Raw genomic sequence first — 25,760 nt, forward strand, 5'->3', positions numbered from 1 at the left:
TACACAGAGAACTTCCCGAAAGGATCCCCCCATGAAGGCCGTAGTCATCGGCGGAACCGGGCTCATCGGCTCGAAGGTCGTCCGCAAGCTCGACGACCACGGGCACGAAGCCGTCCCGGCCTCGCCCAAGACGGGCGTCAACACACTGACGGGAGAGGGCCTGGCCGAGGTGCTCCAGGGCGCGCAGGTCGTGATCGACGTGTCCAACTCGCCCTCGTACGAGGACGAAGCCGTGATGCACTTCTTCCGCACCAGCACCACCAACCTCCTTCAGGCGGCCGCGGAGGCCGGTGTCACCCACTACGTCGCGCTCTCCATCGTCGGTACCGACCGGCTCCCGGAGAACGGCTACTTCCGCGCCAAGCTGGCCCAGGAGAAGCTGATCAAGGCGTCGGGCCTCCCGTACTCCGTCGTGCACGCCACGCAGTTCTTCGAGTTCATGAACGGGATCGCGGACTCGGCGACCGAGGGCGACACGGTGCGCATCGCTCCCGTCAAGTTCCAGCCCATTCACTCCGACGACGTGGCCACCGCCGTCGCCCGCACCGCGGCCGGTACCCCCCTCGACGGGACGGTGGAGATCGCCGGCCCCGACACCTTCCGGTTCGACGAGCTGGTCCGCGACGTGCTCACCGCCCAGAACGACCCCCGCACGGTAGTCGCGGACCCGCACGCCCCGTACTTCGGATCCGAGTTGCAGGAAGCCTCGCTCGTGCCCGGTGCCGGCGCGCAGCTCGCCGGGACCCGGTTCGCCGACTGGTTCGCGCAGCAGAAGAAGTGACGTTCACGGATGGCGGATGGCCGTTGCCCGCCCCGCCTCCGCTTTACGGCGGGGGCGGGTGGCGCGGGTCCTCTGGTCGGCTCCGCGAGGCTTCGACACCCGCTCGGGGGCGTCCTGGTCTCCGGCCACTCCGGTACCGGTCATGCAGGCTGCCGCGAGGGCGGCGAGGTTGCGTGCGGCGTTGCCGCCCCGGCCGATGACCAGGTGGCAGGCGTCGCACTGGTAGGTCCGGACGTGCTGCACCGGCTTGGCGTTTCACCGTCAGGGAGCCCCTGGCGCGAGCGGCGAAAACGCTGATTACCCGCGCTTCGGGGAAAGTTCGCACTCACGCACCCCCAGTTCCCTGGACGCTACGACGAGTTCGGGAAGTTCTGAAGCGCAGTCCCGGAATCGAAGGGCGGCATGCCGGTCGCGGCGTGTCCGTCCTTCGAACCCGGGAGGGTCTGTTCGGTCCAGATGGCCTTTCCTTGAGTGGTGTAGCGGCTGCCCCAGCGATCGCAGAGGGCGCTGATGAGCTGGAGACCCCGGCCTCCTTCGTCCATCGCCGAGGCGCGCCGGATGCGGGGCATGGTCAAGCTCGCGTCGGACACTTCGCAGACGAGGGTTCCGCTGCACAGGAGGCGCAGCCCGATGGGCCCCCTGGCATGGCGGACGACGTTCCCGACGAGCTCACTGGCCAGCAGTTCCGTCGTCATGACCAGACCGTCCAGATGCCATTGAGCGAGCTGCTCCCGTACGTGGCGGCGGGCCTCGCCCGCGGCCTGCGGTCCCTCCGGCAGATCCCAGGAGGCCATCTGCCGGTCGGCCATGGGGTGCAGACGTGCGATCAGCAGGGCGGCGTCGTCGGTGGTGGGCTGTCCACCGGGCAGCAGGCCCGCGGTGACCTTGTCGCACAGATCCTCCAGATCCGGGCAACATGCGGTACGGGGGAGCAGATCGGCGAGCTGGGCCATCCCCTGGTCGATCTCCCGCTCCGGAGATTCCACGAGGCCGTCGGTGTAGAGGATCAGCAGGCTGTCCGCCGACAGTCGTAGTTGCGTCGTCTCGAACGGAGGCAGCGCGGCGCCCAGGGGAGGGTTGACGGCGACCTCGGGGAAGTAGGTGCCGCCGTCGGGCCGGACGACGAGCGGCGGTGGATGCCCCGCCCGTACCATGGTGCAAGACCCGTCGGTGGAGTCGTAGAGCGCGTACAGGCACGTCGCGTACGACTGATCGCCGAGAGCGCCGACGATGTCGTTGAGGTGGCCCATGATTTCGTCGGGCGGCAGTTCCAGGGCGGCCAGCGTGTGCAGGGCGGTGCGCAGGCGTCCCATGGTCGCGGCCTGGGGCAGACCATGGCCCATCACGTCACCGACGACCAGGGCGACCTGGCCCGCGGACAACGGGATCAGGTCGTACCAGTCGCCGCCCACGTCGCGGGTCTCCCCGGCCGGCAGGTACCTCGCCGCCGCGGTGACCTCGGGCACGGTGGGCAGCCGCAGGGGCAGCAGCGCCCGTTGGAGTTCCTGGGAGCGGGTGAGCTCGGCGTCGTAGAGCCGGGCTCTTTCCAGGGCGTGCGCCACGAGCGCGCTGATGGTGATGAGGAGCGTGCGTTCCTCGGACGTGAGATGCCGCGGGGTGTCGAAGGAGATGACACACACGCCGAAGGTGCGGTCGGAGACCGTCAACGGGAGGAAGGCCCAGGCCTTCTTGTCGGTCGGCGGCCGGGTGACCCCGTCGGGGAATGCTGAGACCCATTCGTCCTGGGACGAATAGAAGCGTGGCTCTCCCGTCAGGATCACCTGACCGGTGGGGTCGGTGTCGGACAGGTCCATGCCGTGCGATCCGCCCATGTGACGCAGAAAGGTGGTCGGGTAGCCGACGGACCCGATGTGCACCAGCTTCTGGTCCTCGGTGACCAGCACGAGCAGCCCTTGGGCGTCGAACGGTGGCAGGACGCGCTGGGCGACGGCGGTCACCACGTCCTGCGAGGTGGTCGCCGCCGCGAGCTGCGTGGTCAGCTCCGCCGTCCGCCTCGCCCGCTCGGCCGCGGACTGGATGGCCGCCGCCTGCTCGGCCTCTCGGCGGCGCCGGTCGGTGACGTCCGTGAAATACAGGGTGAGCCCGCTGGGTACGGGAACGAGCCGCAGGTGGTAGCAGCGGCCGGTATCGGCCATCGTGACGTCGAAGCCGACGGCGACGGACCGTTCGGCGTCGCTGCGGCACCGCCTCTCCAGGTCAGGCATCCGGCGCAGGGCGGGCAGGTCCCACAGCTTGCGTCCGAAGAGCTGTTCGTCCTGCGAACCGAGAACCTGTTCCGCCTCCAGGTTGGCGAACGTGATGCGCCAGTCGTCGTCCACGGACAGGAAGGCGTCACTCATGTGCTGCAACGCACGGCTCAGCGCGTCGCGGGTGGAGCGTGCGCCTTCGCTCGCCCACCCCTTGCCGATGATGCGCGTGACCTGGCCCTGGTCGTCGAGGACGACGTGACCGGATGCCCGCGTCCACGTGTAGTGCCCGCTGCCGTCCCGGACCCGGTATTCGGCTTCGAACGGAGCGTGCGTGCGGATGGTGCGTTCTGCGGCTGCCAGGGTGCTCGCCAGGTCGTCGGGGTGCACCACCCGCATCCAGCTCTGGACGGCGGGCACGAAGGCCGCCGGATCGGTCTGGTAGACCTTCATGGCGACCTCGTCCCACAGCAGCTCACCGGTGCGCACGTCCCACTCCCAGGAGCCGACCGGAGTGGCTTCGAGGTCGGTGGACAGGCGTGCGGGCGCCGGGATCCTTTGCAGTCGGTCCGCGGCCCACTCGGCCACCGAGGTGAGCAACGTCCACTGCGCGGGGGTCGGCTCCTCGTTGGCCCCGGTGAGACAGGTGATCGCACCGATGGCCCGGTGCTCAAGGATCAGGGGTACGGAGATGAAGCCGAGCCGTGAATGAAGCGGCGCGGCGGGTTCGGCCGGGTTGCGGAGGCGGGGGGCCACCCACACGTGCTCGCCCGAGCGTACGGCGCGTGCCGTCGCGGTGGGTCCGTCCTGGTCGACGATCTCCCAGGTCCGCACGAGGGACGACGGCAGCCCCACGGACGCCACCAGGCGCAGAGCCGACATGGGGCCTCGCAGGTAGACGCTTCCCCCGGCACAGCCCAGCTCCGCGACGGAGTGCTCAAGAGCGAGCCGAAGGATTTCGCTCTCCGTGATGTCGTCGTCAGCGGTGTCGAGTAGATCCAGCCGCTTGATCACAAGGACAATATAGGACGAAATATCTCAGATAACACCGATGGCTCCGCCCCCTGGTGTTCCTTGCCTGCTATGCGGTACATCGGCGGAAGCGTGTGTGGATGCGGTGGATCATCAGCCGTGGCCGGTGGTCGGCCCTGGTACAGATCGGCGCTGCCATGGACACTCGCTCGATGCCTTGCGCGGTGACCCGCACGACCCGGGTGCGGCCGCGGCGGCCCTCGGGCGGTCTCGGGCCCCGGTCTGCTTCGTCCGCGAAGCAGACCCAGGCGACCGGGTCCGCCGCGATGCCGATTCCCATGCGCCGGCCATGCCGACCGGGGGAGGTCACCGTCGCAGTGATCCTGGACTCCCGGTCCGCCAAGGACGCCGAGACGGCGGGCCAGGACACCCGCGGCTTCCACGGCGGGAAGTTGATCAATGGCAGGGAGCGGCACCTGGCCGTCGACACCTTCACCATCCTCATGGTCCGCCGTTTCACCCGCCCGCCCTCCCCGACCGCCTCGCGCGACGCCACACCCCGTCGATCCGGTGAAAGCGGCCGGCAAGCCCAAGCCCAAGCCCAAGCCCATCCGTCTCCGGCGGATACAGCCGCAGACGATCCGGCCGGCCCCCGCTGCCTTGCCTTGACCGCGCCGCCTCAGGCAGTAGGTCGCCTCTCGTCACCAGCTGCTCCATGCCGGCGCCGCTTCCTGGCGCCCCAGCCGTGCATGGGTCTCTACGGGCGCGTCGAGGCGGGAAGTCGAGCGTCTGGAACATCGACCAGATCTTCGTATCAAGAACATATATCTACAGAGCATCGCAAATCACCGACCGTGGCAGGGCTTCTCACCAGCATCAGGAATTGCAGATCGAGCTGTGGTCCGGGCTGGAAAGCGTTCAACCGCGGGAGCGCAGGATGCGGCGCATCCGGTCGGCCCGGTCCAGGAGGTTCCTGCGGACGACCGGGACGGCCTGTGCCGCCAGATCTTCCGCTCGTCCCACGAAGGTCAGGTCGACACCGAACAGCGGGAAGAGGTGTTTGGTGTAGGTCGTCGCCGGCATGGTTCCGCTGCGGTGGATGTCTGGCACGAGATTGAGGTAGGCCTCCGCGTGGGGCCTCAGCAAGTCGTTCTGGCCGGCGCTCCAGAACGGCGCCGCAACAGAGTGGACCGAAGCGAGAGGCACCGCACGGTCCGTCACCAGCGTCTGCCACACCGCTTTCTTCTCTGCCGCGTCAGGGGTGGCAGCGCGGACCTGGAGCCTGCTGACCCATGCTTCGGGGTCCGGGTCGCGGTCGAGCAGGGCCTGTGCTTCGGCTGCGGTCGGGCGTCCGAGCTGGGCCTTGCGAACCAGGGCTCGCCACTGGAGATCGATGTCCTCCCCGGCCTCGGTCTGGAGCCACGCAACATCCTCCGGCTCGGCCGCGGTGCGAGCGAAGCCGCGCAACGCCGCTTTGCGGTAGGCGCCGATGCCGGAGAGGCTGCGGCACGCCGCAGCCACTGCTCGCAGCAATTCGTCCCGCTCCGACTCCGGGCTCCACAGATCTGCGGCCTCGACAGCCAGGTTGAGATACGGCTCGATCACCGAGGCGGACGTCTCGACAGCAAGTACTCGGGTCAGGCAGTGCACGGCTTCGGCGGCTGTCGCTTCGCCGTTGATCAGCATGTCCCAGGCCGTGGTGACGGCGACACCTCGCGCGGTCGCAGAGGGCAGGCGGGCGGCGTTGTCGAAGAACGCGTCTCTGGTCGTGGCGTCAGGTCTCGTCGAGGCGAAGGTCAGGTCTTCATCGTTGACCAGATACAGGTCGGCCCCTGCTGGTAGGGCGAGCCGAGTCCGTTCGCCCGCCACCTGGACTTCGACGAGTGCCGTCCGCTCAAGGCGGTCTCCTGAACGCTCGTAGGCGCCGACGGCAAGCACATGCTGGCGCGGCAGGCCACCCGGGCCCTGAGCGACCAGGGCAAACCCGTCTTCGTCGTGGTCGAGCGTCAGCCGGTCGGTGCCCGCTGTTTCCAGCCATCCCGCGCGCCACTGGTCCAGGTCACGTCCGCAGGCGTCGGCGACCGCATCGATCAGGTCCTCCAGTGTGGTGTTGCCCCAGGCATGCTTGGCGAAGTAGCTGGTCAGACCCGCGGAGAACTGTGCCTCGCCGACGTACGTCATCAACTGCTGAAGTACGGACGCGCCCTTGGGGTAGGTGATGGCGTCAAAGGTCGCTTCAGCCTCGGAGACGTCGCGGACCTGCTGGCGGATCGGGTGCGTCGTCGGTCCCTGGTCCATGAAATAGGCTCTGAGTTTCTCGCCGGCCAGATGGGCCGTCCAGGCATCGGTGTACGACGTCACGCTCACCGCGGCCCAATTGCTCGCGAATTCCGCGAACGCCTCGTTGAGCCAGAGGTCGTCCCACCAGCGCATCGTGACGATGTTGCCGAACCACATGTGCGCGAGCTCGTGCAAGAGGTACCGCGAGAAGATGTCCCACTCCGCTCTGGTCGGCGTGCTCCTGCGCAGGAACCAGTCCATCCAGGTGACGCAGCCGAAGTTCTCCATCGCGCCGGGGAACTCGGGCGTGAAGACCTGGTCGTACTTGTGCTGCGGAAACGGCATGCCGAACTTGGCGGCGAAGAACTCGAGCCCCTGGGTGGTCAGGGTGAACAGCTCGTCGGCGTCCCGGTCCAGGATCGAAGCCAGCGACTGTCGGGCGAAGAGCCCGAGATCATGACCAGCTCCGCGACGGCGCAACTCGTAGTACGGGCCCGCGTTGATCACAGTGTTGTACGCCGCCAGCGGCGGCGTCGGCGGGAAGCTCCAGCGACGCACGGAGCCGAGGTCCTCGATGTGCGGGTCACCGCTGTTGCTCAACACCCGCCAGCCGGCAGGAGCGGTCACGGTGAACGCCCACGGCGCCTTGAGGTCCGGCTGATCGAAGCAGGCCAACACGTACCGGGCGTAGTCGGGACTGAAGTCGGTGTAGACATACGTCTCGCCGTCGGCGGGATCGACCGCCTTGTACACGCCCCGGGCATCGGCCGAGCACTCCGTCACCGAGACCACCGTGAGGACGTTGCGCTCGGCGAGATCGGTCAGTGCGATCCGGCCCTCGACAGCCGACCGCAGCACGACCCCGTTGAGCGTGGCGCTCTCGACCGTCGCCGCGCAATCGACAAAGGTCTCGGCGTCGGGCCGGTGACACGTAAAGGTGATGGTCGATTCGCAGCGGACCCGCGAGCCGGGCATCAGATCCGAAAGGTCGACGGCAACGTCATACCGCTCGACGGTCAGCATGCTCGCCCGCGTCTCGGCCTCGGTTTGGGTGAGACTCCTGCCGCTCATCGTCTTCCCTCTCGAAGATTCGTTGATTCCCTACGAACAAACCGCCCAGAAGCAAGAAACCGATGTGAATCGGCGTCTCCATCGTTGCGCCTGACGGACGGACGACCGGCCCTCCGCCACTACAGGCCGAGCTGAAAGTCGGCTCCGCGGGGGCCTCCTCGAACCCCGGCCGCTGCCGGAGGTCCAGCTGAGCGGCGGCTCCCGGACCTTGGAGGACAGAGCACCCGGAAATGATAAATGATCACCTCTCTGCCGCGTAGAGACCCCGAGCCGCCGCTGGAAGGGCGTGTGTGGGAGGGCGAGGTTTGCTCGTTGGCAGCGGCCGGTTGCAGAATGTCACTGATCAGCGGATCCGGCGCAGCTCCTGGAGGCCAGGGGAGTGCGTGATGTTCGTGGGCGGCGGCGGTTGTAGAAGGTCTCGATGAAGTGGAGGACCTCGGCGCAGGTGGCAGACGGTCGGCGCCGTTGTGGACAGCTTTGACCACACGCCATACCCGCTGGACAGCTCTGACACGCCCTGCTCGAAGGATTTCTACAACGAGTTCTACACGGGCAGGCTGTCCGTCGCTCCCGGCTGGAAGGTCGGTGGATGGACCCGTTGGGGCCTCACCGATCCTCTGCCCCGGCTCTGCCCCTCATGCGGCACCGAGATGGATCCGCTGCTGACCATCGCCTCGGGCGAATGGAACTCCAACTATCCCGACTGGATTCCCGACGAGGACCGAGCCCGCTCTCTGTCATCCACCACCGATCCCGAAGCGCACAACCCGACCATGATCGACCTCGCCCGAGGCTACGATCTGCAACTGCACGTCTGCCCGGTGTCCCCGGACCATCCGCACATCGAGCTGATCCAGTGAGCCGTTCCCCGGTCAGTGGCTGCGCCGCCCTCTGCCGTACTTCGGCGGCGGCCGTCTACAGGGCAGTGGCGGCGCGGACCAGCCCCGCGACCGCTGTTGAGCGGCTGTGTGGGGGCCAGGCGATGACCGTGGTGACGTGGGGGCGTCGGACACCGGTACGGCGGTGAGGTCCTCGCGCAGGCCGGTGCGGCCCGATTCCGGCACGACCGCGCAGGCGCGGCCGAGGGCGATGAGCTGGGTGAGTTGCGTGTGGTCGCGCACCTGTGGTCCGGGGCCGTCGGGGAAGGTGCCGTCAGGGCGGGGCCAGCGGGGCAGGGGCAGGTCGGGAAGGTCGGTGACCTCGGCGAGGCGCACGTGGGGGCGGGCGCTGAGAGGGTGGCCCGCCGGGAGGATCGCGACCTGACCCTCGCGGTGCAGGTCCTCGGTGTCGAAGCCGGCCGTGTCGTCGAACGGCCGGTGCAGCAGGGCCACGTCGGCGCGGCCGTCGTGCAGCAACCGTGTCTGCTCGCCCGGCCCGCACAGTACGACGTCCACGGCGACGGCGACGGCGCCGGGCTCGGCGGCGTAGGCGTCGAGGAGTTTGGCCAGCAGTTCACCGGAGGCGCCCGCCTTCGCGGCCAGGACCACGGCGGGGCGGCCGGTCGCCGCGAGGGCGGCCCGGCGGGTGCGCCGTTCGGCGGCCTCGACGGCGTCCAGCGCCGCTCGCGCCTCCCGCAGCAGCACCGCCCCTGCCTCGGTCAGGGCGACACCCCGGCTGCCGCGCTCCAGCAGGAGGGTGCCCAGGCGCCGTTCGAGCCCGCCGATCGCCCGCGACAGCGGGGGCTGGGCGATCCCGAGCCGCTGCGCGGCCCGGCCGAAGTGCAGCTCTTCGGCGACCGCGACGAAGTACCGCAGCTCACGTGTCTCCACCCCGCCAGCCTAACCGGGACGGCCTGGAGCGATACCCGGGCGGTATCGCCGTCCACCCAGTCGGTCTTGGACGCCCTGCCCGGCGGGGGAGAAGTATCGATGTCATGAGTGAGACGAACACCGTGAACCACCACAAGGTCGCGCTGGTGACCGGGGCCAACAAGGGCATCGGGTACGAGATCGCCGCCGGGCTCGGCGCCCTCGGCTGGTCCGTCGGAATCGGCGCGCGGAACGAGGAGCGGCGCGAGGCCGCCGTGGACAAGCTGCGCGCGGCCGGAGCCGACGCGTTCGGCGTACCACTGGACGTGACCGACGACGCCAGCGTGACAGCGGCGGCTCGGCTGATCGAGGAGCGGGCCGGGCGGCTCGACGCGCTCGTCAACAACGCGGGGATCACCGGCGGCGGACCGCAGGAGCCCACCACCGTCGACGTGGACCGGGTACGCGCGGCCGTGGAGACCAACGTGATCGGCGTCATCCGCGTCACCAACGCCCTGCTCCCGCTGCTGCGCCGCTCGCCGTCGCCGCGGATCGTGAACGTCTCCAGCAGCGTCGGATCCCTCACGCTCCAGACCACGCCCGGCCGAGAGACTGGCCCCATCTCCATTGCCTACGCTCCCTCGAAGACGTTCCTCAACGCCGTCACCGTGCAGTACGCCAAGGAACTGGCCGGCACCCACATCCTGATCAACGCCGTCTGCCCCGGCTTCACGGCGACCGACCTCAACGACTTCCGGGGAGTGCGCACCCCCCAGCAGGGCGCAGTCGCCGCGATCCGGCTGGCCACCGTACCGGCCGACGGACCGACGGGCCGCTTCTTCGACGACGAGGGAGAGGTGCCCTGGTGACACGCTTCCGGTTCGCGCCACCCCGGGGAGACGGCGCATGCGCGTCCTCGTGACCGGCGCCGTCACGCCATGTCGGTACGGCCGTCGAGCCCGAGCAGCCGTGGACCACGAGGTGAGGAATCGAAAGGCACCGAGCGTCTGTGACACGTGGCCTGCCTTCCAGGTGACGACCAGGCCGCTTCGGCCCGGCCCTTCTGCCGACCTTTTCGGCTCCGCCAGTGACGACTATCGAGCCTCGGCGCAGTGGGACTGAGCTGTTCAGTTGCCCAGTGAGTGGTTGATGTGGCCACTTGGGCGTCCGGCTTGCGGTCAGTGCCTGTTCCGGGACACGGGTGGCAGCGCTTTTGCTCGGAGCTGATCTCTTGGGAGACGAGCCGATGTTCAGGCCCGTTGCCGACCGCGCCCGGATGAAGCCGGCCGCCCCGAAATCAACTGGGCGGCCGGTCCCTACCGTGTAAGGATGCCGGTTCAAGGACGGGGGAGGCGGGGCGGTATGGGACTGGACTACAGCTACGAGATCTTCATGCCTCCTCGCAACGTTGGGAGGGCACTGACCCGGCTGGCCGAGCTCGCCCCACAAGGCCGCGACACGCCGCCGCTTTTGGTGAACCTGCCGGGTGGAGAGCAGTTGCTCCTGCCGTTCACCTCGAAATTCAAGAGCGAACCGGTCGACTGTTCAGCAGGCGGCACGCTCGAACTGGACACCTCGATCGTCATCGGCGTCGACGACGCGATGCGCGAGTTCTTCCTCTCCGGTCTCGGCAGGGCCGACGAGCGGGGACGAGTGCCGATCGGGTGCATCTACCTGACTGTCAGGTTCTCACCCGCATGGCACCCGGACTTCGCCTCGATGCAGTTCACAGCGGCCACCTCGGGCATGAGCCGGATGTTCGAGCAGTCCGCGAGCGTCAGGAACGTGTTCACCGACCTCACCGCCGCCACCGGTGGTGTGTGCTGCCTGCTCGACACCGAGTGCGACGTCTTCGACATCTGCTGGCTCAATGGCGAGACGGTCAGTGGTGAGACTGTTCCGGGCGCCCGATTCTCGCGCTTCCACGATCTCGTCGCCGCCTGGCGCGAGCCAGTGGGGTAGAACGTGGCGACGACCGGTCGTGGTCGCATCGCGTCGACAGCGGCGGCGAGTTGGTCGGCATGGTCGTCGAGCTGTCACATCGGCAGGGTTGTTGTCACCGACGCTGTTGTGTGACGGTGGGCTTCAGCTGACAACTGGCCGTCAGCCGCACCGTCGGGTCCGTCTCGGCGTGCCACTGCTCCAGTAGCACGCCGACACCCTCTCCGAGGGGCAGGGCTTGTCTGCGTACCTCGGGCAGGGGGTTCGCGAGCAGGGCCCGGATCTGCGGGCGTTGGGCCTGCCATGTCTGGTGCCATCCGGGGTCCACAAGGCCCGGGTCGGCTTCGGCCACCGCCTTGGACAAACTCGCCAGCAGCTCGACGAGCGTGGCCCGGGCGCCCATGTCCGGATCGTCGGCGTGTGCAACGACGAACGGCAGTGCGGCGGTTGCGACGGAAGCCACGCGTCCGGTGCCCAGCGCGAAGCAGTCGAACAGGGGATAGCAGTCTTCCTCGGTCGTCGCCTCGCCCTTGAGCGCCAGGCGACGCAGCGCTCGCCGCATCTCTTTGGCCGGGTAGTGCTCGAGCGCCGACTCCAGCCGCTCCCACGGGACATCGACTGGGGTCCGCGTCCAGGAAGGATTGTCGGTGCCGACCCCTAACCTGCGTGCATGACCACCGATGACTCCGGCGTCACCTCAGAGGCGACGTTCGAGGAGTATCTCACGCTGATAAACGAGCTGCTCGCGCAACCTTTTCCGGAGACGAGCTTCAGTGACGTCGACGGGTACGGAGGGCCGGGGCATCGTGTGGGCTACCTGCACGTCAGTCAGGAGTTCTGGGACGACGAGGACGGGCAGGCCTGGCGCGAGGTCGAGGCGCGGCTGCGGGCCTGCCTGGACGCCCTGGCCGCGGCACTCACCGAGCGCTGGGGCGATCCGCTCGCCGTCGACCTGTGGTCCTGTCTCAAGGATGTGTGTGCGGGTGAGACGGTGCCCGAGCCGCTCCGCTCCCTCTGCCAGAGTGCCGTCAGCTTGCAGGCGTGGCCGCTGCGGGACCGCGACCGTTGGATCGGGCTTGCCCTCGGCCAGGACGACAAGGAGCTGCCGCTCGTCCTGTATGCGACTGTCGGTCGGACCTCTGCTACATGGATGGGACAGAAGGTGTACGCCTAACCCGCCAAGACCTCCTACTTGTACTGGAATCCCCAGTACAAGTAGGACACCGCACCAAGCGCCACACTGCCTCGTGATCGGGCCGTTAACGCCTCCTCACCGGCGGGATTGGCCGCACCTCATCAGTCCGAGCGGACTGATCCACTCAGTAGTGGACATCCGATTCCCCGTCGCGGGCAGCGCGTATCCGCGTCCAATGCGGCACGGTCCAGGGCAGACAGGTTCTCGCGCACCCCAGAAGCCTCCGTTGATGGCGATCCGCGATCCGTCCGTGAGGTCGGCCGCCTGGTAGAGCCCGACGTGGATCGAGAGGCGCTTGCGTACTGACCATGGCTGGTCCGCTGCCGTCACTGCGGTGCCGTAGTTCTTGCCACACGCCCGCTGGACGGTCTCTTCGACCACCTTGGACCTGGCGGCCTCTTTGATCACGAGGGGCTGGGAGTTGGTCCGGAGCTCCACGAGGACGGGCGGGATGATGTCGGCGAGCGCGGTCTGGAGTTCGTCGCGCAGCATCAGGTCCGGTTCGGCGGCGCCGTTGCGCCAGCTGAAGTCGAAGGGGTCCCGGCGTGGGCGAACGGTAGGAGTCCCCTGGATGGGCGGGATGACTGTGCGTGCACGGGACATGGTTCCACAGCGTTTCCTAGGTCTGTCCTGGTCCGTGGAGCGGAGTTCCAGAATTCCAAGTCGTACGTCAACGCGGCGAGTTGCCGTCAGGTGATGTGCTGCAGCAGCGCGGCGACCGCCGGCGGTGCCTCGCCGGGAGGTCGTACCACCATGATCTTCCAATTCGGTGCGTGTCGGTCGAATCGGTACTGCGGCAGATCGGGGAAGCGGTCCGCAATGGACTTGGGCATGATGCAGACGCCCAGGTCGTTGCGGACCAGTTCGGCTGCCGCGCCGATGTCGTTCACCTCGAACGTCGTGCCGTGGTCGACGCCTGCGGCCCGGAAGGCCCGGTCGACCGCGTAGCGGATGGCCCAGCCGGGCGTGAAGTCGACCAGCGGCAACCGGGCGATGTCGGCGAGCCGGACCTCGCCGTTCGGTGTCGCTCCGGCGAGCACCCGCCGGGGCGCAGCCAGCAGCACCATGTCCTCGCGGGAGAGCAGCCGGGTCGTGAGCCCGCGCTGCTGTTGGCGGTCGAGTGCCACCACGGCCAGATCCACCGTGCCCTCACGCAGCGCCTGCCGGATGTCGGCGACGGCCGCCTGCCGCAGTTGCACGACCACGCCGGGATGCTCCGCACGCAGCGCGGCCAAGGCGTGGTGGAGTCCCGCCCATACCCCCTGCATCGTGCCGACCGTCACCCGCCCGCGCAGCTGCCCTCGTACGGCATCGACGGCCTCCCGGGCCAGTTCGGCGGCGCGAAGCGTCGCGCGTGCGGCGGGGACGAACGCCTCGCCGGCCGGAGTGAGGGCGACGCGGTGCGTGGTGCGGTCGAACAAGGGCGTGCCCAGTTCGCGTTCGAGGGCGCGGACTGTGCCGGACACGGCCGACTGGACCACGTGCAGCCGTCGTGCCGCCGCCGTGAAGCCGCCCGTGTCCGCCACCGCGACGACGACCTCCATCTGCCGCAGATCCATCATCCGCTCCCTGCAAGCAGCGCTCCGTCCGGCGCGAAGGCGATGGGGCTCGATCCTGGCTGCATCGTATGCGGACGATGGGGCGTCCTGCGTGTGCGCCGGTTCACGCCCCCGCAGGTGTCCGGGTCACGTGGGACGGACCGAGGCGCAGGCCTTGCTCAGGCGCGGACCAGCGGCGTGTCGACCAGATGCTCGGCCAGGAACCACGCCTGCCGTTCGCCGGTCCGGATCACCTGGGAGACCAGCAGGTCGATGGTGCCATCGTCCCCGAACTCGGCGGTCCGGGCGGTCGCGTCATGGGCGTCGATGAGGATCGTCTCGTGGGCTTCCAGCAGCCGGGAAAGCATGGCCGGCACCTCCTCCACGCCGTTCGGGGGACGCGGGATCGAGGTGATTTCGGCGACGTGCCGCGGGTCTCCCACCGCGACGCCGCCCAGGGACTGGACGCGTTCGGCGAGGGTGTCGATGATGTCGAGCTGTTCGCTCGCGTGCTTGTCCAGGACCAGATGCAGCTGGTAGAAGGTCGCGCCGCGCATCAGCCAGTGGTGTTTCTTGTAGAGGCCGTAGAGGATCTGTGTGTCCGCGAGGACCTGGTTCAGGCGCTGGCAGGAGTACATCCGCGCGTCGTGGGTGAGGGCGATGGGGAACTGCTTCACGGTCCCGAACTTCTGGATCACTTCGCCCTTCTGATGCAGTCGGGGCTGGCTGCTGTGCGGGGTTGGCAAGTCGGTGGTCATGGTCCGCCTCCTGCGGGGTCGTGCTGTGCGTACCCCGATGACGCTAGGTGCCCGGTCGAGGGGTGCCTTGACCGGTAGCGCATGCGGTGGCGCCCGCCAGCGCACTTCGCTGGTCCTTGTCCTCGGTGTTCGCGCTCGGGCAAGTATCCGTGCGTCGGCGGACTCGGGTCCTCCGTCGGCCGCTCTAGCGTCGGCGGAACAGCCCATGCCCAAAGAGCTGGCGGAACGAGGAGAGGCATGAGCGCGAACGAGCGGACGGATGTGGTGGTCGTCGGGCTGGGGCCGGGCGGCGAGTACGTTGCCGGCACGCTGGCCGAAGCGGGACTGGGCGTGGTGGGGATCGAGTCGGAACTTGTCGGAGGCGAGTGTCCGTACTGGGGGTGCGTGCCCAGCAAGATGATGATCCGGGCCGGGAACCTGCTTGCCGAGGTGGGGCGGGCGTCCGCCCTCGCCGGTGAAGCGGTCGCGACTCCGGACTGGGCCAGGGTCGCCGGACGGATCCGTGACGAGGCCACCGACGACTGGAACGACAAGGTGGCCGCAGACCGCTTCACGGCGAAAGGCGGTCGGCTCGTCCTGGGGACGGGGCGCCTCGCCGGGCCGCGACGTGTGACGATCGGCGACCGTACCTTCGAGGCCCGGCGCGGTGTCGTGCCGGCCACCGGCACCCGGCCCCGGATTCCCCCGGTGCCGGGGGACACGGTGCGGCTCGATCCGGCGGCGGGAGTCGTTCCGACGGACCGGCGGATGCAGGCCGGGGAGGGACTGTGGGCGGTCGGCGACATGACCGGCCGGGTCGCCTTCACCCACGTGTCGATGTATCAGGCCGAGATCGCCGTCCGGGAGATCCTCGGGCAGCCCGGACCCGCCGCCGACTACCGGGCGCTGCCTCGCGTCACGTTCACCGATCTGGAGATCGGCGCCGTCGGCCTGACGGAGCGACAGGCGAGGGAGAAGGCGCTGCGCTTGCGCACCAGCGTGGTGACTGTCGCCGCCTCCACGCGCGGCTGGATCCACGGGCCGGGCAACGAAGGGTTCATCAAGCTCCTCGAGGACGCCGACCGGGGCGTGCTGATCGGTGCGACCTCGGCGGGGCCGATGGGCGGCGGGGTGCCGTACGGGCTGAACGTGGCCGTCCATGCCGAGGTATCCGTCGACCGGCTTCGGCACATGATCTACACCTATCCCACCTTCCACCGGACCATCGAGGCGGCCCTGGGAGCCCTCCGCTGAGCCGCGCCTCGACCATGCGGACGAACCCGGTCGCCGGGCATTGGCGCACCATGATGGGCCGAAGCTCTGACGAGCAGCACCGGTCCGCCACGTCCCTGGAGCTCTTCTTCGACCTGTGCTTCGCCGTGGTGGTGGCGCAGGCGTCCGCGAGCCTGCACGGCACGCTGACGCGGGGGGACTTCGCCGATGGCGTGCTGCGCTTCGCGCTGGTCTTCTTCACCATCTGGTGGGCGTGGATGAACTTCACATGGTTCGCGTCCGCCTACGACCCGGACGACGTCACGTACCGACTGGCGGTGCCCGTGCAGATCACGGGGGCACTCGTCCTCGCCGCCGCCGGTGTACGCCGCGCGTTCGAGGACAGGGCTCTGCGCGTCATCACGCTCGGGTACGTGGTGCTGCGTACGGCGTTGGCCGCACCGTGGCTGCGTGCCGCACTGTCCGACTCCGTCAGACGCAGGACCGCGCTACGCTCCGCCGCCGGTGTGGCGATGTGTCAACTCGGCTGGGTGGAACTGCTGTTCGTGCGGTCACTGTTCTGGCGGCAGTCTTCCTGATCACGGTCTGGGTCGTGGACCTGCGGCCACACCAAAGAAGCTGGGCCGAGTGGATTGCGTTCCCCGTTGCCGTGGTCGGGGTCCTGCTGGCCGCCTGGTCATCGGCACCCGCGCTGCTCGCCGGTGTGCTGACGGCGGCACTGGGCGCGGTGGTCACGGTGCCCCGTCGGTGACCAGCCTCCACGGCAGGATCCCGGGGCGGGCCAAGACGAAAGGGCCGCGCGGACGGACCCCGTACAGGAAGTCTCTCCGCGCGGCCGCAACGTCGCCTTGTCGGCCCATCGTTCGTACCGCCGTACCGATCGGATTGGCCACCTCCTCGGGCCGGGACGGAGGTGAGGGCGGTGCGTGGTGTCAGCCCGCGTGGAGCGCCGTGTGCAGGACGCCGGTGGCCAGCGTGATGGCGGCCTCGGCGGCATGAGTCTCGCGCAGCGCGTTGAGCATCACGAAGTCGTGGATGATGCCCTGGAAGCGCACCGCGGTGACCGGGACGCCGGCCTCGCGCAGTTTGTTGGCGTAGGCCTCGCCCTCGTCGCGGAGCACGTCGGCCTCGCCGGTGATGACCAGGGCCGGGGGCAGACCGGTGAGCTGCTCGGTGGTGGCGCGCAGCGGGGACGCGGTGATCTGGGCGCGCTCGGCCTCGTCGGTCGTGTACTGGTCCCAGAACCACTGCATGCCGTCGCGGCGCAGGAAGTACCCGGTGGCGAACTGGTGGTAGGAGCCGGTGTCGAAGCTCGCGTCGGTCACCGGGTAGAACAGCACTTGCTGGACCAGCGGGATCCCGCCGCGCTCCTTGGCCATCAGGGTGAGCGCGGCGGCCATGTTGCCGCCCACGGAGTCGCCGGCCACGGCCAGCCGGGAGCCGTCCAGGTCCTTGGACGAGCCCTGCTCGACGACCCACTTGGCGACCGTGTAGTTCTGCTCGATGGCGACCGGGTAGCGGACCTCGGGGGACAGGTCGTACTCGGGGAAGACCACGGCGGCGCCCGCGCCGACGGCGAGCTCGCGCACCAGACGGTCGTGGGTGTGGGCGTTGCCGAACACCCAGCCCGCGCCGTGGATGTAGAGGATCACCGGCAGGACGCCCTCGGCGTTGGCAGGCTTGACGATGCGGGCCCGGACACTGCCCGTCGGACCACCCGAGACGGTGATCCACTCCTCGTCGACCGCCGGCTTGTCGAGCTCGCCGGACTGCACCTCGTCGACCGCCTTGCGGCCTTCGGCCGGGGGGAGGTCGAAGAGGTAGGGCGGGTTGGCCGTGGCCTCGGCGAATGCGGCTGCGGCGGGCTCCAGGACCGGCTGGACCGGTGCGACGGCGTCGGACATGTGAATCTCCCGGGTTGATGTGATGCGCCGGTCTCTCCGGCGAGGTGAGGCGGCTCCCGGCAGGCGCAGAGGTCCGTGGAGTCGCCAATCGCGATGCTAGGCGCGCACAGGCGGCGGGAATTGTCCACGAGCGCACTGGAGCTGTCCCGACAGCGCAGGACAAGGCAGTGCACTGTCGGAACGTATCCAGTGCACTGCTGGGGATACACCGACGCTTCGGCTCGAAATAGCGTGACGGCACAGCAGTCGAGAGTCGCCGGGTCCGGACCTTTGCAGCGCACGGAGTTATCGCCCGGAGAGCGGATAGGTCGAGGCTGGGACGCGGTCGTCGCGCATCCTCCGATGCTCTCCTTTCGTCGCTGTTCACACACAGGGAAGTCGATGCCGACGCAAGCGCAATCGACGCCGTTCATCCCGCAGAAGGTTGCCGAAAGGAGTCCACGCCCGTCGGTGGGCTGGTTCCCCACGCCACCGACAACGCCGCGGACCCGGTCGTCCACAACGCGAAGATCCACACCGGAGACCTGGTCCGCCCGCAGGCCGAGGCGATCGCCATCCGTGCCGGTGTCGTCACGGTCGTCCGTGACGACAACGACGTCGCCTCCCACGTCGGCCCGGACACGAAGGTGGTCGAGGCCCTCGGCCGCCGGATGGTTCCAGGCCTCAACGACACGCATCTGCATGTCATCCGAGGCGGGCTCAACTACGTACTGGAGCCAGAGAGACCGTCAGCCCTGTGCGGTCCGCACACTGGCGCAGCAAGACTACTCCGGCATGCCCGACCAGCCTCTTCCCATCCGCCCCCACCGACAGCCGACGGTCCCACCCTGTACTCTCGACCACCAGAAAAGTGTCCTGACTCGCGCACCAGATCCGACCTCAGCAATGAAGTCTTCGCTACCGGTTGACGCTTTCTTTCGGGGGGATGAGTACCCAGAGTGTCTGGGCCTACGTGGTGATTACTGCCACCTGTATCGCCCTCATCTATACGCACGCTGACGGAAACGTCTACCAGTTCAAGAAGGGGAGCTTTCGGACCCCCGTGCGTTCGGGTGAGGAGCTCGATGCACTGTATGACCCCGCCGGATATGCACCGCCGACGATCACTTCGAGAGTCACCGGAAAGCGAGCCTTCCCGTACTTCACGGTGGTTTGCCTCCCGCTGCTTGTAACGGCAACGAGCACCTTCGTCAATGGCCTTTGACTCCTAGGAAACCCATTCCAGATGCTCGATCACCGGAAAGGTGCCCCGACTCCTTCACCGAAGCCGCACACGACACCTGCGTCCTTGCAGGACAGCCACACCATCCTGCTGTCAAGCCGCCACCTGACGTAATTACGCTGAATAGTCGGGGTCAACCGTGCGCTGCTCACCGGACAGGCCGTGAATCTGCCAGTCGCGAGGTGACATGCCGTAAGCAGCACGGAAAACACGGCTGAAATGGCTGGGGCTCACGAACCCCCAGCGTCGGGCGATGGTCGCCACCCCGAGTCCCCGAGCCGGGGACCGCAGAAGATCCCGACGGCACCGCTCCAGCCGCTCCGCCCGGATCCACTCCCCGACGGTGGTTCCCTCCAGCTGGAACAACTTGTGCAGGTAGCGCACCGAAATGAAGTGAGCGGCGGCGATCGCGGTGGGTGACAGGTGCGGGTCGGAGAGGTTCTGCAAGATGTGGTCCTTCACTCGCGCCATCATGGCCGTGGCGGTCTCAGGAGCCTGCGGCCTGAAGCGGCCGCGCCGCTCGTTGATGACCAGCGCCAGCAGGTCGAGCCCGGTGGCGACGAACTGGCGGCCGACGACTTCGTCGAAGCCCGCCGCCTCGCGCGCCATGCGCGCAAAATAGGTCGCCACCAGTGCGGCACCTCCGTCACGACCCGAGAACGCACTCGCAGTCGACGCGTGAAGGTCTTCGTCCCGCACGCGTAGCTCCTTTCGAGGGAATTGAAAGGAGGTGAAGCGGAAATCGCCCTCAACTTTCTTTCTGAACACGCGAGACGAATCAGAAATGGAGAAATTTCCCGGCTCTATCAGGCACTCTCTCCCGTCCTGCTCCTTGACGGCGCTTCCTCTGCGCTGAAGCGTGAGGATGAGGTATTCCTTCCCGTCCCTGGCTATCAGGCGCTTGCTGCGCGTCACCTCTTGAGAGCCGGCCTGGACGTCCGACACCTGTGTGGCACCCAATTGATGGGTGACGATCCTCCCTGGTGACGGATCTTCCTCCAGGATATTGACATCGAGCGGTACGAACGTCCGGGACACCGCTTCATGCCAGCGCTCGCTGCGGTCGGCTGCGGACAGCTCCGCGGTGGAAAGGACGACGGACATGGGGCCCCTTGAGAACGTCATCGACAGGCGGTTCGGATCCGGTCACCGGACAGCCCGATAACCGAAGAACCGCCGTTCCTACCGGAACACCGTGCCAGCTGGCCCGCGCCGGCACATCGCGTGAATCCGCTAGATCGGCCGAGGGTGACGGACCGAGGCGCCTCTCACTCGATGGCTCCGCCGGTGGCACCGGCGGCGGCGTAGCGCCGAGCGACGATGAGCATGACGGCGGCTGGGTCGGACGCCATGACTGTGGTGGCCATGATGGCGTTCCACTGGTTCGTGTGGGCATCGATGTACTGGTAGATGCCCAGGGTGATCGGCAGCCGAAGAACAGCAGCAGGTGTGCCGCGGCGGACACGATGTACATCCACGGGGCCAGCCGCTCCTAGAAACGCGCCCGGGCCGGGTCAGTTACTGGTCGCGATCTGCTGGGCATGGCTGAGGGCTTCCTCCGGTGTCTGCTCGCCCGTCAGCGCGGCCTGGATCGCGGTGTGTATCCCGGTCGCCGCCTTGGGCCACTTGACGCCGAGCTTGGCGGTACGGGGCCGCGCCGATTCCACGCTCTGGACGAAGGCAGCCATCGACGGGACCTGCTCGGCGTACTGGGAGGCCACGGTGGAGCGGGAGGGCACGGTGAAGTGCTGCTTGGCCAGGGCGAGCATGCTGGAGGAATCGTTCAGGCAGGCGAGGACCTGGGCGGCCTTCTCCTGCCGGGCCTTGGAAGGGCTCTGCGGAACCGTCCACACCTCACCGCCGAGCGGCGTGACCGGGGTCTGCCCGGTCCGGGGAACGGGGACGGAGGCCACTCCCCAGTGCAGGTTCTCGTCCTTGTTCAGGGCCGGGATCCGCCACGGACCGTTGAGCATCATGGCTGTCTTTCCGTTGGCGAACTGGTCGTGGACGTCGGCCTGCGTCCAGTTCAGCACCGACTTCGACATGGAGCCGCTCTTCACCAGGTCGACCCACAGCTGGAGTGCCTGCGCGGCCTGCGGGGTGTCCAGTTGCTTCTCGTCCCCGCCGTTGGACCACAGGAAGGGCAGGAACTGCCAACTGCTCTCGAACGTGGCGTTCGCGTCGACCGCCATGCCATAGCGCCCGGGACGGGTCAGCTTGGCCGCAGCGGTCTTCAGCTCGTCCCAGCTCCTCGGCACGGCGACACCGGCCTTGGCGAGCATGTCCTTGTTGTAGAAGAGGGCGACCGTGCTGACGTCGGGCGCGAGACCGTACACCTTGCCCTGGTAGGTGCCCGCCGACAGGATGCCCTTGGCGAAGCCGCTGGAGTCGATGCCGTACTGGTCCAGCGGGGTCAGCACGCCGGTCTGCGCGATCTGTTGCAGGTCGGGGTTGTCCAGCATCAACAGGTCGGGAAGGGTGCGCGACGACGCCTGCCGCAGGACCCTGGGGACGAGCGACGCCGTCGGAACGCTCGTCTGCTCGACCTTTACGCCGGCGGTCCTGCCGCAGGCGGTGAGTATCTCGCCCCATTGGCTGTGTTCGGATGCGTCGGTGTAGTAGTCGAGCGCCGTGATGGACGTGACCTCGCTGGTGGCGGACCCGGTGCCGGTTCCGCCACCGCACCCGGTGGCGGCCAGTGCCAGGGCGATGGTTCCGGTCAAGGCGGCGTCGATCCGCCGCGCCGGCGGTCTGGCCAGTGAGAACATGCTGATGCCTTTGCCGAGGGACGTCTCCGACGCATGTTATAGGGCTCTGTACGAAGACGTTTGACCACCCCTTTCCCCTGCTCAGAGGGGCTGTCGAAGCTCGTTGCCGTCGCCGCGACCGGTGCCCTGTCCGGCGGCTTCCCGGATCATCGCCACCACGGCGTCGGGATGCGACAACATGACGGCGTGTGAGCCGTCCAGCAGGTGTTCGGTGGCCGCCATGCGTTGTGCCATGAAGCGCTGAGCGGTGGGGTTGAGCATCCGGTCTGCGGTCGCGATGGCGTACCAGGACGGCTTTACGGCCCATGCCGGCGCGCCCGATCTGCTGGTCAGCGCGCTGTGGGCGATCGGGCGTTGTGCCACGGACATCACCTTCTTCAGATGGGGCGGCAGGTCGGCCGCGTACACCTCCGGGAACCGTTCCTCGCTGATGTAGAGCTCGCTGTCCGGGCCGCCGGGAAGCTGCGCCGGAAGGTCGGCGGCGAAGGTCGCGTCGGTCGCCGGCATGGGGGGAAATCGGCTTGTGATGTCCAGGACGCACTCGCCGGCGTCGAGGCCGAACGCCGCGACGTAGCACAGCGCCACGACGTTGTCGGCGTCGGTGGCGGCGTGCGTGATGACCGCGCCGCCGTAGCCGTGGCCGACCAGCACGACAGGGACACCGATGTCGGCGACCACGCTCCTGATGTAGGCAGCGTCCTGCGTCAGGCTGCGCAGCGGATTCGCCGGGGCGCGCACGGTCGAACCGGCAGCGTGAAGGAGGCTGATGACCCCCGCCCAGGACGAGGCATCGGTGAACGCCCCGTGCACGAGCACGATGGTCGGCCGTGGGGGGACAGGTGGCATGACGGTGCCCTCCGATTGAGTTCGCTGTCCCAGCCAAGTGGGTTCAGGCGCGGAGGGGCATCGCGTGAACGTACCAATCATCCTCAGGACCGGTCGGCGTCGGGCACGGCCATGACCATGTTGGCGAGCTGGACCCGGGAGTTCACTGCCAGTTTGCGGAAGACGGAGGTCAGGTGTGTGTTGACCGTATGCGGTGAGACGACGAGCATGTCGGCGGCCGACCGGTTGGTGTGACCCTCGGCGATCAGGCGCGCGACCTTCTTCTCCGAGGCCGTGAGGGCGCCCCATCCCTGGACGGGGCGCTGCTTGGTCACCATCCTTCCGCTGCCGGCCCCCGCGCCGTCCAGGTCAGGCCGCAGGCGGGCCGCCGCGGCGTGGGCGCCCGACTCGGCGAACATGGCGTGAGCCTGCGTCAGGGCGGCCGCTGCCTGGGGGTTTCGGCCCGCTGCGAGGAGTGCCTGTCCGAGATCGGCGTACGCTGCGGCGCGGACCAGCGGGCGCGGGCTTGCCTTGAGCAGTGCCACAGAGTGTTCGAGGAGGGCGAGATCGTTCTTGGCGAGCCCAAGGGCCTGGGCAGCGATACCCGTGGCGGTCGGCGTGGCGGGGTTCCGTTCGGCGTGTGTCTCGGCCTGTGCGGCCAGGTCCTCGGCGAGCTCCCGATCCGCACCGCGCAGGGCCATGCGTATCGCGGAGTCGACCCAGTCGCGCAACAGCCGCCAACGCATGAAGACACCTTCTCGCTGCACCTGTCGGATCTTGTCGACGGCAAGCCCGAAGTCTCCGTCGGCCTCGGCGTGGACGGCTTCCAGGAAGCGCACCGCGGCCGTATTGCCCGGGTTCGGTTTGACCAACAGCCTTTCCCGCGCCGCCACCAGGTGTTCCCGCGCCGCTTCCCGGTCGCCGCGCAGCAGAGCGATCCGGGAGCGGATCACGCGAGCGTTCACCTGCTGGACGGGTACCTGTACGTCGTCTTCCAGGCGCTCCACGGTCGCGAAGTCGGCGTCGGCGTCGTCGAGCCGACCGAGCCCCAGATCGTGCTGGCCCTGTGCCCACAGCATCATCGCCTGACGCATCGTCCCGGCGTTGTCCGCTGCTTGCATGAGCAGTCGTCCGCCGCACGCGAAGTCGTCCATATGCAGGTGCGCGACGATCTCTTCGGGAAGAAATGCGGAATCGATGGTGCTGAGCGCGGCGAAGCGCTCCAGAGCGACGGCGTTCTCACCCGCGTTCTGCGCGATCTCGCCGAGCCCGGACAGGGCCAGGACGTGCGCCTCCCGGTCACCGATCGCGGTGGCGGCCCGCAGCGCGGTCTCGCCGGCCTCACGGGCCGCGGCGAGATCCTGGCCCCGGGACAGAGCCAGCGCCCGCAGGGCGGCCAGCCTCGCCGCGGCCTCCGGAGCGGCGCCTCCGACGGCGAGGGCCGATTCGGCCCGGCGGCGCAGCTCATCGGCGAGATCCAGGTTCCACAGCGTCGCACCGAGGGCGGCCTGCAGCCGGCTGATCACCTCCAGCGACGGTCGGCAGGCCAGCAGCCGGTCACCGATCGACAGCGCTTCTCGACTCCTGCCGGCCCGGGTCAGGCAGAGGATCGTCTGCTCACCCACCTCGAACCTCAAAGGCCGTGCGGGCGACACCAGTTCGAGCGCACGCGTCATCAGGTCGGCCGCGAGCCCCGGCGTGACCGGCTGCACATTCTCGGCGGCTCGCCGCAGCAGCGCCACGGCCTCCTCGTCCCCGGGCAGAGCGCCCCTGAGGATGTGCGGCACCGCGTCGATCGGCTGGTGGCCCGCGGCCACAAGGCGGCCGGCAGCCTCCCGATGCAGAGCCTTTCGTGCGGATGGCGGCACGTCGACGTAGACGGCCTGGCGCAGCAGATCATGTCGGAAGACCAGCTGGTCGCCGTCGTCGTCCAGAAGTCCGGAGCGCACCGCCTCCTCGAGCGCCGAGATCAGCATGGCGGGCGGTTGGCCGTACAGCGCGGCGGCGTCGTGGAAGCCGAACCTGCGCCCCAGCACGGCTCCCATCTGAAGGAAGCGCAGGGTGCTGGGTTGCAGGGATTTGAGTCTGCCGCGCACACCCAGCACGAGCGTCGAGGGCACGAGATCCCCCGAGGCCTCGGGGCTGTCCAGTCCCGCGAGCATCTCGACCGCGAGAAACGGGTTCCCTCCGGCCCCGTCGAGCAGGTGCCGTATCCGCTCGTCAACGGCCGCTCCCAAGGTGTCGGCTGCCAGCTGGCGGATGGCCGCGCCGGACAGCGGCGCCAAGGGCACAGTGACCGTCGGAAGTCCGTCGGCCGCGGCCGCGACGATCTCTTCCGCCGGTCCGGCGGGATCCAGGCGCCCGGCCAGCATCCACAGGACCGGCGAGGTCCTCAGGCGTGCCGGGAGCTGCTTCAGGGCAAACCGGCTCAGCGGGTCGGCCCACTGCGCGTCGTCCAGGCCGATCAGCACCGGCGCACTGCAGGCTCTGCCTTCGATCGCCTCCGCGAGGCGCTCCACCAGCCAGATCCGCTGATCCTGATTCCGCGCGAGATCGGCGAAGGCGTCGTCGGACAGCAGCGGCTGGTCGCCGTGCAGGACGCAGGCCGCCAACGACGAGAGGGGCACGATGTGGTGCAGCTCGTCGGCCTTGCCGAGGCCGACGGAGAATCCCGCCGCCCTGGCCCTGGTGACGGTCTCGGCGAGCAACGTGGTCTTGCCGATGCCCGGTTCCCCCTGGATCAGGGCCAACCCGCCGCTTCCGGTGCGGGCCACCGAGGCGATCAGTGCTTGAAGTTGTTCGAGTTCGGCCTCTCGGCCGCGCAGACCGCTACGCGTCAGCGATTCGCCTGACCCCATCACTTACGCCCCTTCCGGCCCGCACTCGCCGGCCGGAGCCAGGATCCGCCCCATGCCGATGCGCGGCCGCACCGTTCGGCAGTGGATCCCTTCTTCCGAGAGCGTGCAATGCGAAGCGGCCACCCTGCGCGCTCGCGGGCGGCTTTCAGGCGGGCGAGTCCGACCCCGGAGGCGATATTGAGCTTGGTGAGCGCGAACCACAGGTGCGAGCTTACGGTGTGCGGTGGGATCGAGAGGCAGCGCGTGACCTGCTGGTTCGTGAGGCCGTCGGCCACCAGCCGGATCAGCGCGGCCTCCGGGGCGGTCAGTTCCGGCCGCACCTAGAGGACCCCTCGGGGTCACCGCCCGGGAGCAGAGGGCGAGTGCCCGCTCGAGGTGGGGCACGGGTGTCGGGCAGTCCCGGGCGTGCGTGACTGACGCTGCCAGGATCGGGAACCGCGGGTTGCGGGCTGCCCGACGCCCCGCCCTGATGCCGGCCGG

General features: G+C 68.6%; 22 protein-coding genes and 3 pseudogenes. 9 read left to right on the plus strand and 16 right to left on the minus strand.

The features are described 5' to 3' along the window. Positions 1 to 31: 31 nt before the first annotated feature. Positions 32 to 781 carry an SDR family oxidoreductase gene (locus FNH09_RS08065; RefSeq protein WP_152886065.1) on the plus strand — a complete coding sequence of 250 codons (750 nt, stop codon included), beginning with the start codon at positions 32 to 34 and terminating at the stop codon, positions 779 to 781. A 3-nt stretch (positions 782 to 784) separates the two neighbouring features. Here FNH09_RS08065 and FNH09_RS08070 read toward each other — a convergent pair whose 3' ends face one another. The 4 genes and pseudogenes from FNH09_RS08070 to pepN all read right to left on the minus strand — a co-directional run bounded on the left by FNH09_RS08070 (position 785) and on the right by pepN (position 7,311). Beyond that, entirely contained in the window at positions 785 to 1,024 is a 240-nt protein-coding gene (locus tag FNH09_RS08070) for a hypothetical protein (RefSeq protein ID WP_238426535.1), read from the minus strand. A 107-nt stretch (positions 1,025 to 1,131) separates the two neighbouring features. After that, positions 1,132 to 4,002 (minus strand): SpoIIE family protein phosphatase, encoded by a 2,871-nt coding sequence (locus FNH09_RS08075; RefSeq protein ID WP_162468252.1) that lies wholly within the window; start codon positions 4,000 to 4,002, stop codon positions 1,132 to 1,134. A gap of 94 nt (positions 4,003 to 4,096) precedes the next feature. Further along, positions 4,097 to 4,285: pseudogene (locus FNH09_RS50085) on the minus strand (IS630 family transposase); the annotation flags it as partial. Between the two features lie 593 nt (positions 4,286 to 4,878). Beyond that, on the minus strand, positions 4,879 to 7,311 hold the full coding sequence (pepN, locus tag FNH09_RS08085; protein WP_152886066.1) for an aminopeptidase N: 2,433 nt from the start codon (positions 7,309 to 7,311) through the stop codon (positions 4,879 to 4,881). A gap of 467 nt (positions 7,312 to 7,778) precedes the next feature. Between pepN and FNH09_RS08090 the strand changes: the two genes are divergently transcribed. After that, the gene (locus FNH09_RS08090) at positions 7,779 to 8,171 is read left to right on the plus strand and encodes a hypothetical protein (RefSeq protein ID WP_152886067.1); all 393 of its coding nucleotides are present in this window, start codon (positions 7,779 to 7,781) and stop codon (positions 8,169 to 8,171) included. A gap of 55 nt (positions 8,172 to 8,226) precedes the next feature. Here FNH09_RS08090 and FNH09_RS08095 read toward each other — a convergent pair. Beyond that, positions 8,227 to 9,080, minus strand: a pseudogene (locus FNH09_RS08095) (LysR family transcriptional regulator). Positions 9,081 to 9,184: 104 nt separating this feature from the next. Between FNH09_RS08095 and FNH09_RS08100 the strand changes: the two are divergent. Continuing rightward, positions 9,185 to 9,928: an SDR family oxidoreductase gene (locus FNH09_RS08100; RefSeq protein WP_152886068.1), complete on the plus strand. Its 744-nt coding sequence runs from the start codon at positions 9,185 to 9,187 to the stop codon at positions 9,926 to 9,928. 493 nt (positions 9,929 to 10,421) lie between these two features. Beyond that, a complete protein-coding gene (locus FNH09_RS08105) occupies positions 10,422 to 11,021 on the plus strand; it encodes a hypothetical protein (protein ID WP_152886069.1) in 600 nt (199 codons plus the stop codon). Between the two features lie 94 nt (positions 11,022 to 11,115). Here FNH09_RS08105 and FNH09_RS08110 read toward each other — a convergent pair whose 3' ends face one another. Continuing rightward, positions 11,116 to 11,562: a hypothetical protein gene (locus FNH09_RS08110; protein WP_152886070.1), complete on the minus strand. Its 447-nt coding sequence runs from the start codon at positions 11,560 to 11,562 to the stop codon at positions 11,116 to 11,118. Positions 11,563 to 11,670: 108 nt separating this feature from the next. On the opposite strand from FNH09_RS08110, the gene FNH09_RS46640 reads away from it, so the two are divergent. Further along, entirely contained in the window at positions 11,671 to 12,174 is a 504-nt protein-coding gene (locus FNH09_RS46640) for a hypothetical protein (protein ID WP_156110807.1), read from the plus strand. Positions 12,175 to 12,270: 96 nt separating this feature from the next. On the opposite strand, the gene FNH09_RS08120 is transcribed toward FNH09_RS46640, so the two are convergent. The 3 genes from FNH09_RS08120 to FNH09_RS08130 all read right to left on the minus strand — a co-directional run bounded on the left by FNH09_RS08120 (position 12,271) and on the right by FNH09_RS08130 (position 14,491). Further along, positions 12,271 to 12,798: a hypothetical protein gene (locus FNH09_RS08120; protein ID WP_152886071.1), complete on the minus strand. Its 528-nt coding sequence runs from the start codon at positions 12,796 to 12,798 to the stop codon at positions 12,271 to 12,273. Between the two features lie 86 nt (positions 12,799 to 12,884). Continuing rightward, positions 12,885 to 13,757 (minus strand): LysR family transcriptional regulator, encoded by an 873-nt coding sequence (locus FNH09_RS08125; RefSeq protein WP_238426536.1) that lies wholly within the window; start codon positions 13,755 to 13,757, stop codon positions 12,885 to 12,887. A gap of 155 nt (positions 13,758 to 13,912) precedes the next feature. Further along, positions 13,913 to 14,491: a Dps family protein gene (locus FNH09_RS08130; protein WP_152886072.1), complete on the minus strand. Its 579-nt coding sequence runs from the start codon at positions 14,489 to 14,491 to the stop codon at positions 13,913 to 13,915. Between the two features lie 237 nt (positions 14,492 to 14,728). Between FNH09_RS08130 and FNH09_RS08135 the strand changes: the two genes are divergently transcribed. The 3 genes from FNH09_RS08135 to FNH09_RS46645 are packed head-to-tail and all read left to right on the plus strand — an operon-like array spanning position 14,729 to position 16,454. Then, positions 14,729 to 15,724, plus strand: a complete 996-nt coding sequence (locus tag FNH09_RS08135; protein ID WP_152886073.1) for an FAD-dependent oxidoreductase — start codon at positions 14,729 to 14,731, stop codon at positions 15,722 to 15,724. A 14-nt stretch (positions 15,725 to 15,738) separates the two neighbouring features. Further along, positions 15,739 to 16,281 (plus strand): low temperature requirement protein A, encoded by a 543-nt coding sequence (locus tag FNH09_RS08140; RefSeq protein WP_152886074.1) that lies wholly within the window; start codon positions 15,739 to 15,741, stop codon positions 16,279 to 16,281. A gap of 14 nt (positions 16,282 to 16,295) precedes the next feature. Continuing rightward, positions 16,296 to 16,454, plus strand: a complete 159-nt coding sequence (locus FNH09_RS46645; RefSeq protein WP_156110808.1) for a hypothetical protein — start codon at positions 16,296 to 16,298, stop codon at positions 16,452 to 16,454. Between the two features lie 181 nt (positions 16,455 to 16,635). Here FNH09_RS46645 and FNH09_RS08145 read toward each other — a convergent pair whose 3' ends face one another. Continuing rightward, a complete protein-coding gene (locus FNH09_RS08145; protein ID WP_152886075.1) occupies positions 16,636 to 17,607 on the minus strand; it encodes an alpha/beta hydrolase in 972 nt (323 codons plus the stop codon). A gap of 455 nt (positions 17,608 to 18,062) precedes the next feature. On the opposite strand from FNH09_RS08145, the pseudogene FNH09_RS48290 reads away from it, so the two are divergent. After that, a pseudogene (locus tag FNH09_RS48290) lies at positions 18,063 to 18,323 on the plus strand (amidohydrolase); the annotation flags it as partial. Positions 18,324 to 18,943: 620 nt separating this feature from the next. Here the strand turns inward: FNH09_RS48290 and FNH09_RS08155 are convergent. The 6 genes from FNH09_RS08155 to FNH09_RS08180 all read right to left on the minus strand — a co-directional run bounded on the left by FNH09_RS08155 (position 18,944) and on the right by FNH09_RS08180 (position 25,600). After that, positions 18,944 to 19,933 (minus strand): AraC-like ligand-binding domain-containing protein, encoded by a 990-nt coding sequence (locus FNH09_RS08155; protein WP_152886076.1) that lies wholly within the window; start codon positions 19,931 to 19,933, stop codon positions 18,944 to 18,946. Between the two features lie 164 nt (positions 19,934 to 20,097). After that, positions 20,098 to 20,307, minus strand: coding sequence for a hypothetical protein (locus FNH09_RS08160; protein WP_152886077.1), 210 nt, complete (start codon positions 20,305 to 20,307; stop codon positions 20,098 to 20,100). 36 nt (positions 20,308 to 20,343) lie between these two features. Then, on the minus strand, positions 20,344 to 21,552 hold the full coding sequence (locus FNH09_RS08165; protein ID WP_238426537.1) for a sugar ABC transporter substrate-binding protein: 1,209 nt from the start codon (positions 21,550 to 21,552) through the stop codon (positions 20,344 to 20,346). A gap of 126 nt (positions 21,553 to 21,678) precedes the next feature. Continuing rightward, a complete protein-coding gene (locus tag FNH09_RS08170) occupies positions 21,679 to 22,443 on the minus strand; it encodes an alpha/beta fold hydrolase (RefSeq protein WP_152886078.1) in 765 nt (254 codons plus the stop codon). An 83-nt stretch (positions 22,444 to 22,526) separates the two neighbouring features. Then, positions 22,527 to 25,280, minus strand: a complete 2,754-nt coding sequence (locus FNH09_RS08175) for an ATP-binding protein (protein ID WP_152886079.1) — start codon at positions 25,278 to 25,280, stop codon at positions 22,527 to 22,529. After that, a complete protein-coding gene (locus tag FNH09_RS08180) occupies positions 25,280 to 25,600 on the minus strand; it encodes a LuxR C-terminal-related transcriptional regulator (RefSeq protein ID WP_162468254.1) in 321 nt (106 codons plus the stop codon). Before FNH09_RS08180 ends, FNH09_RS08175 begins: the two co-directional genes overlap by 1 nt. Positions 25,601 to 25,760: the final 160 nt, after the last annotated feature.

Source organism: Streptomyces adustus (assembly GCF_009377175.1).
In the GTDB taxonomy this organism is placed as follows: Bacteria; Actinomycetota; Actinomycetes; order Streptomycetales; family Streptomycetaceae; genus Streptomyces; species Streptomyces adustus.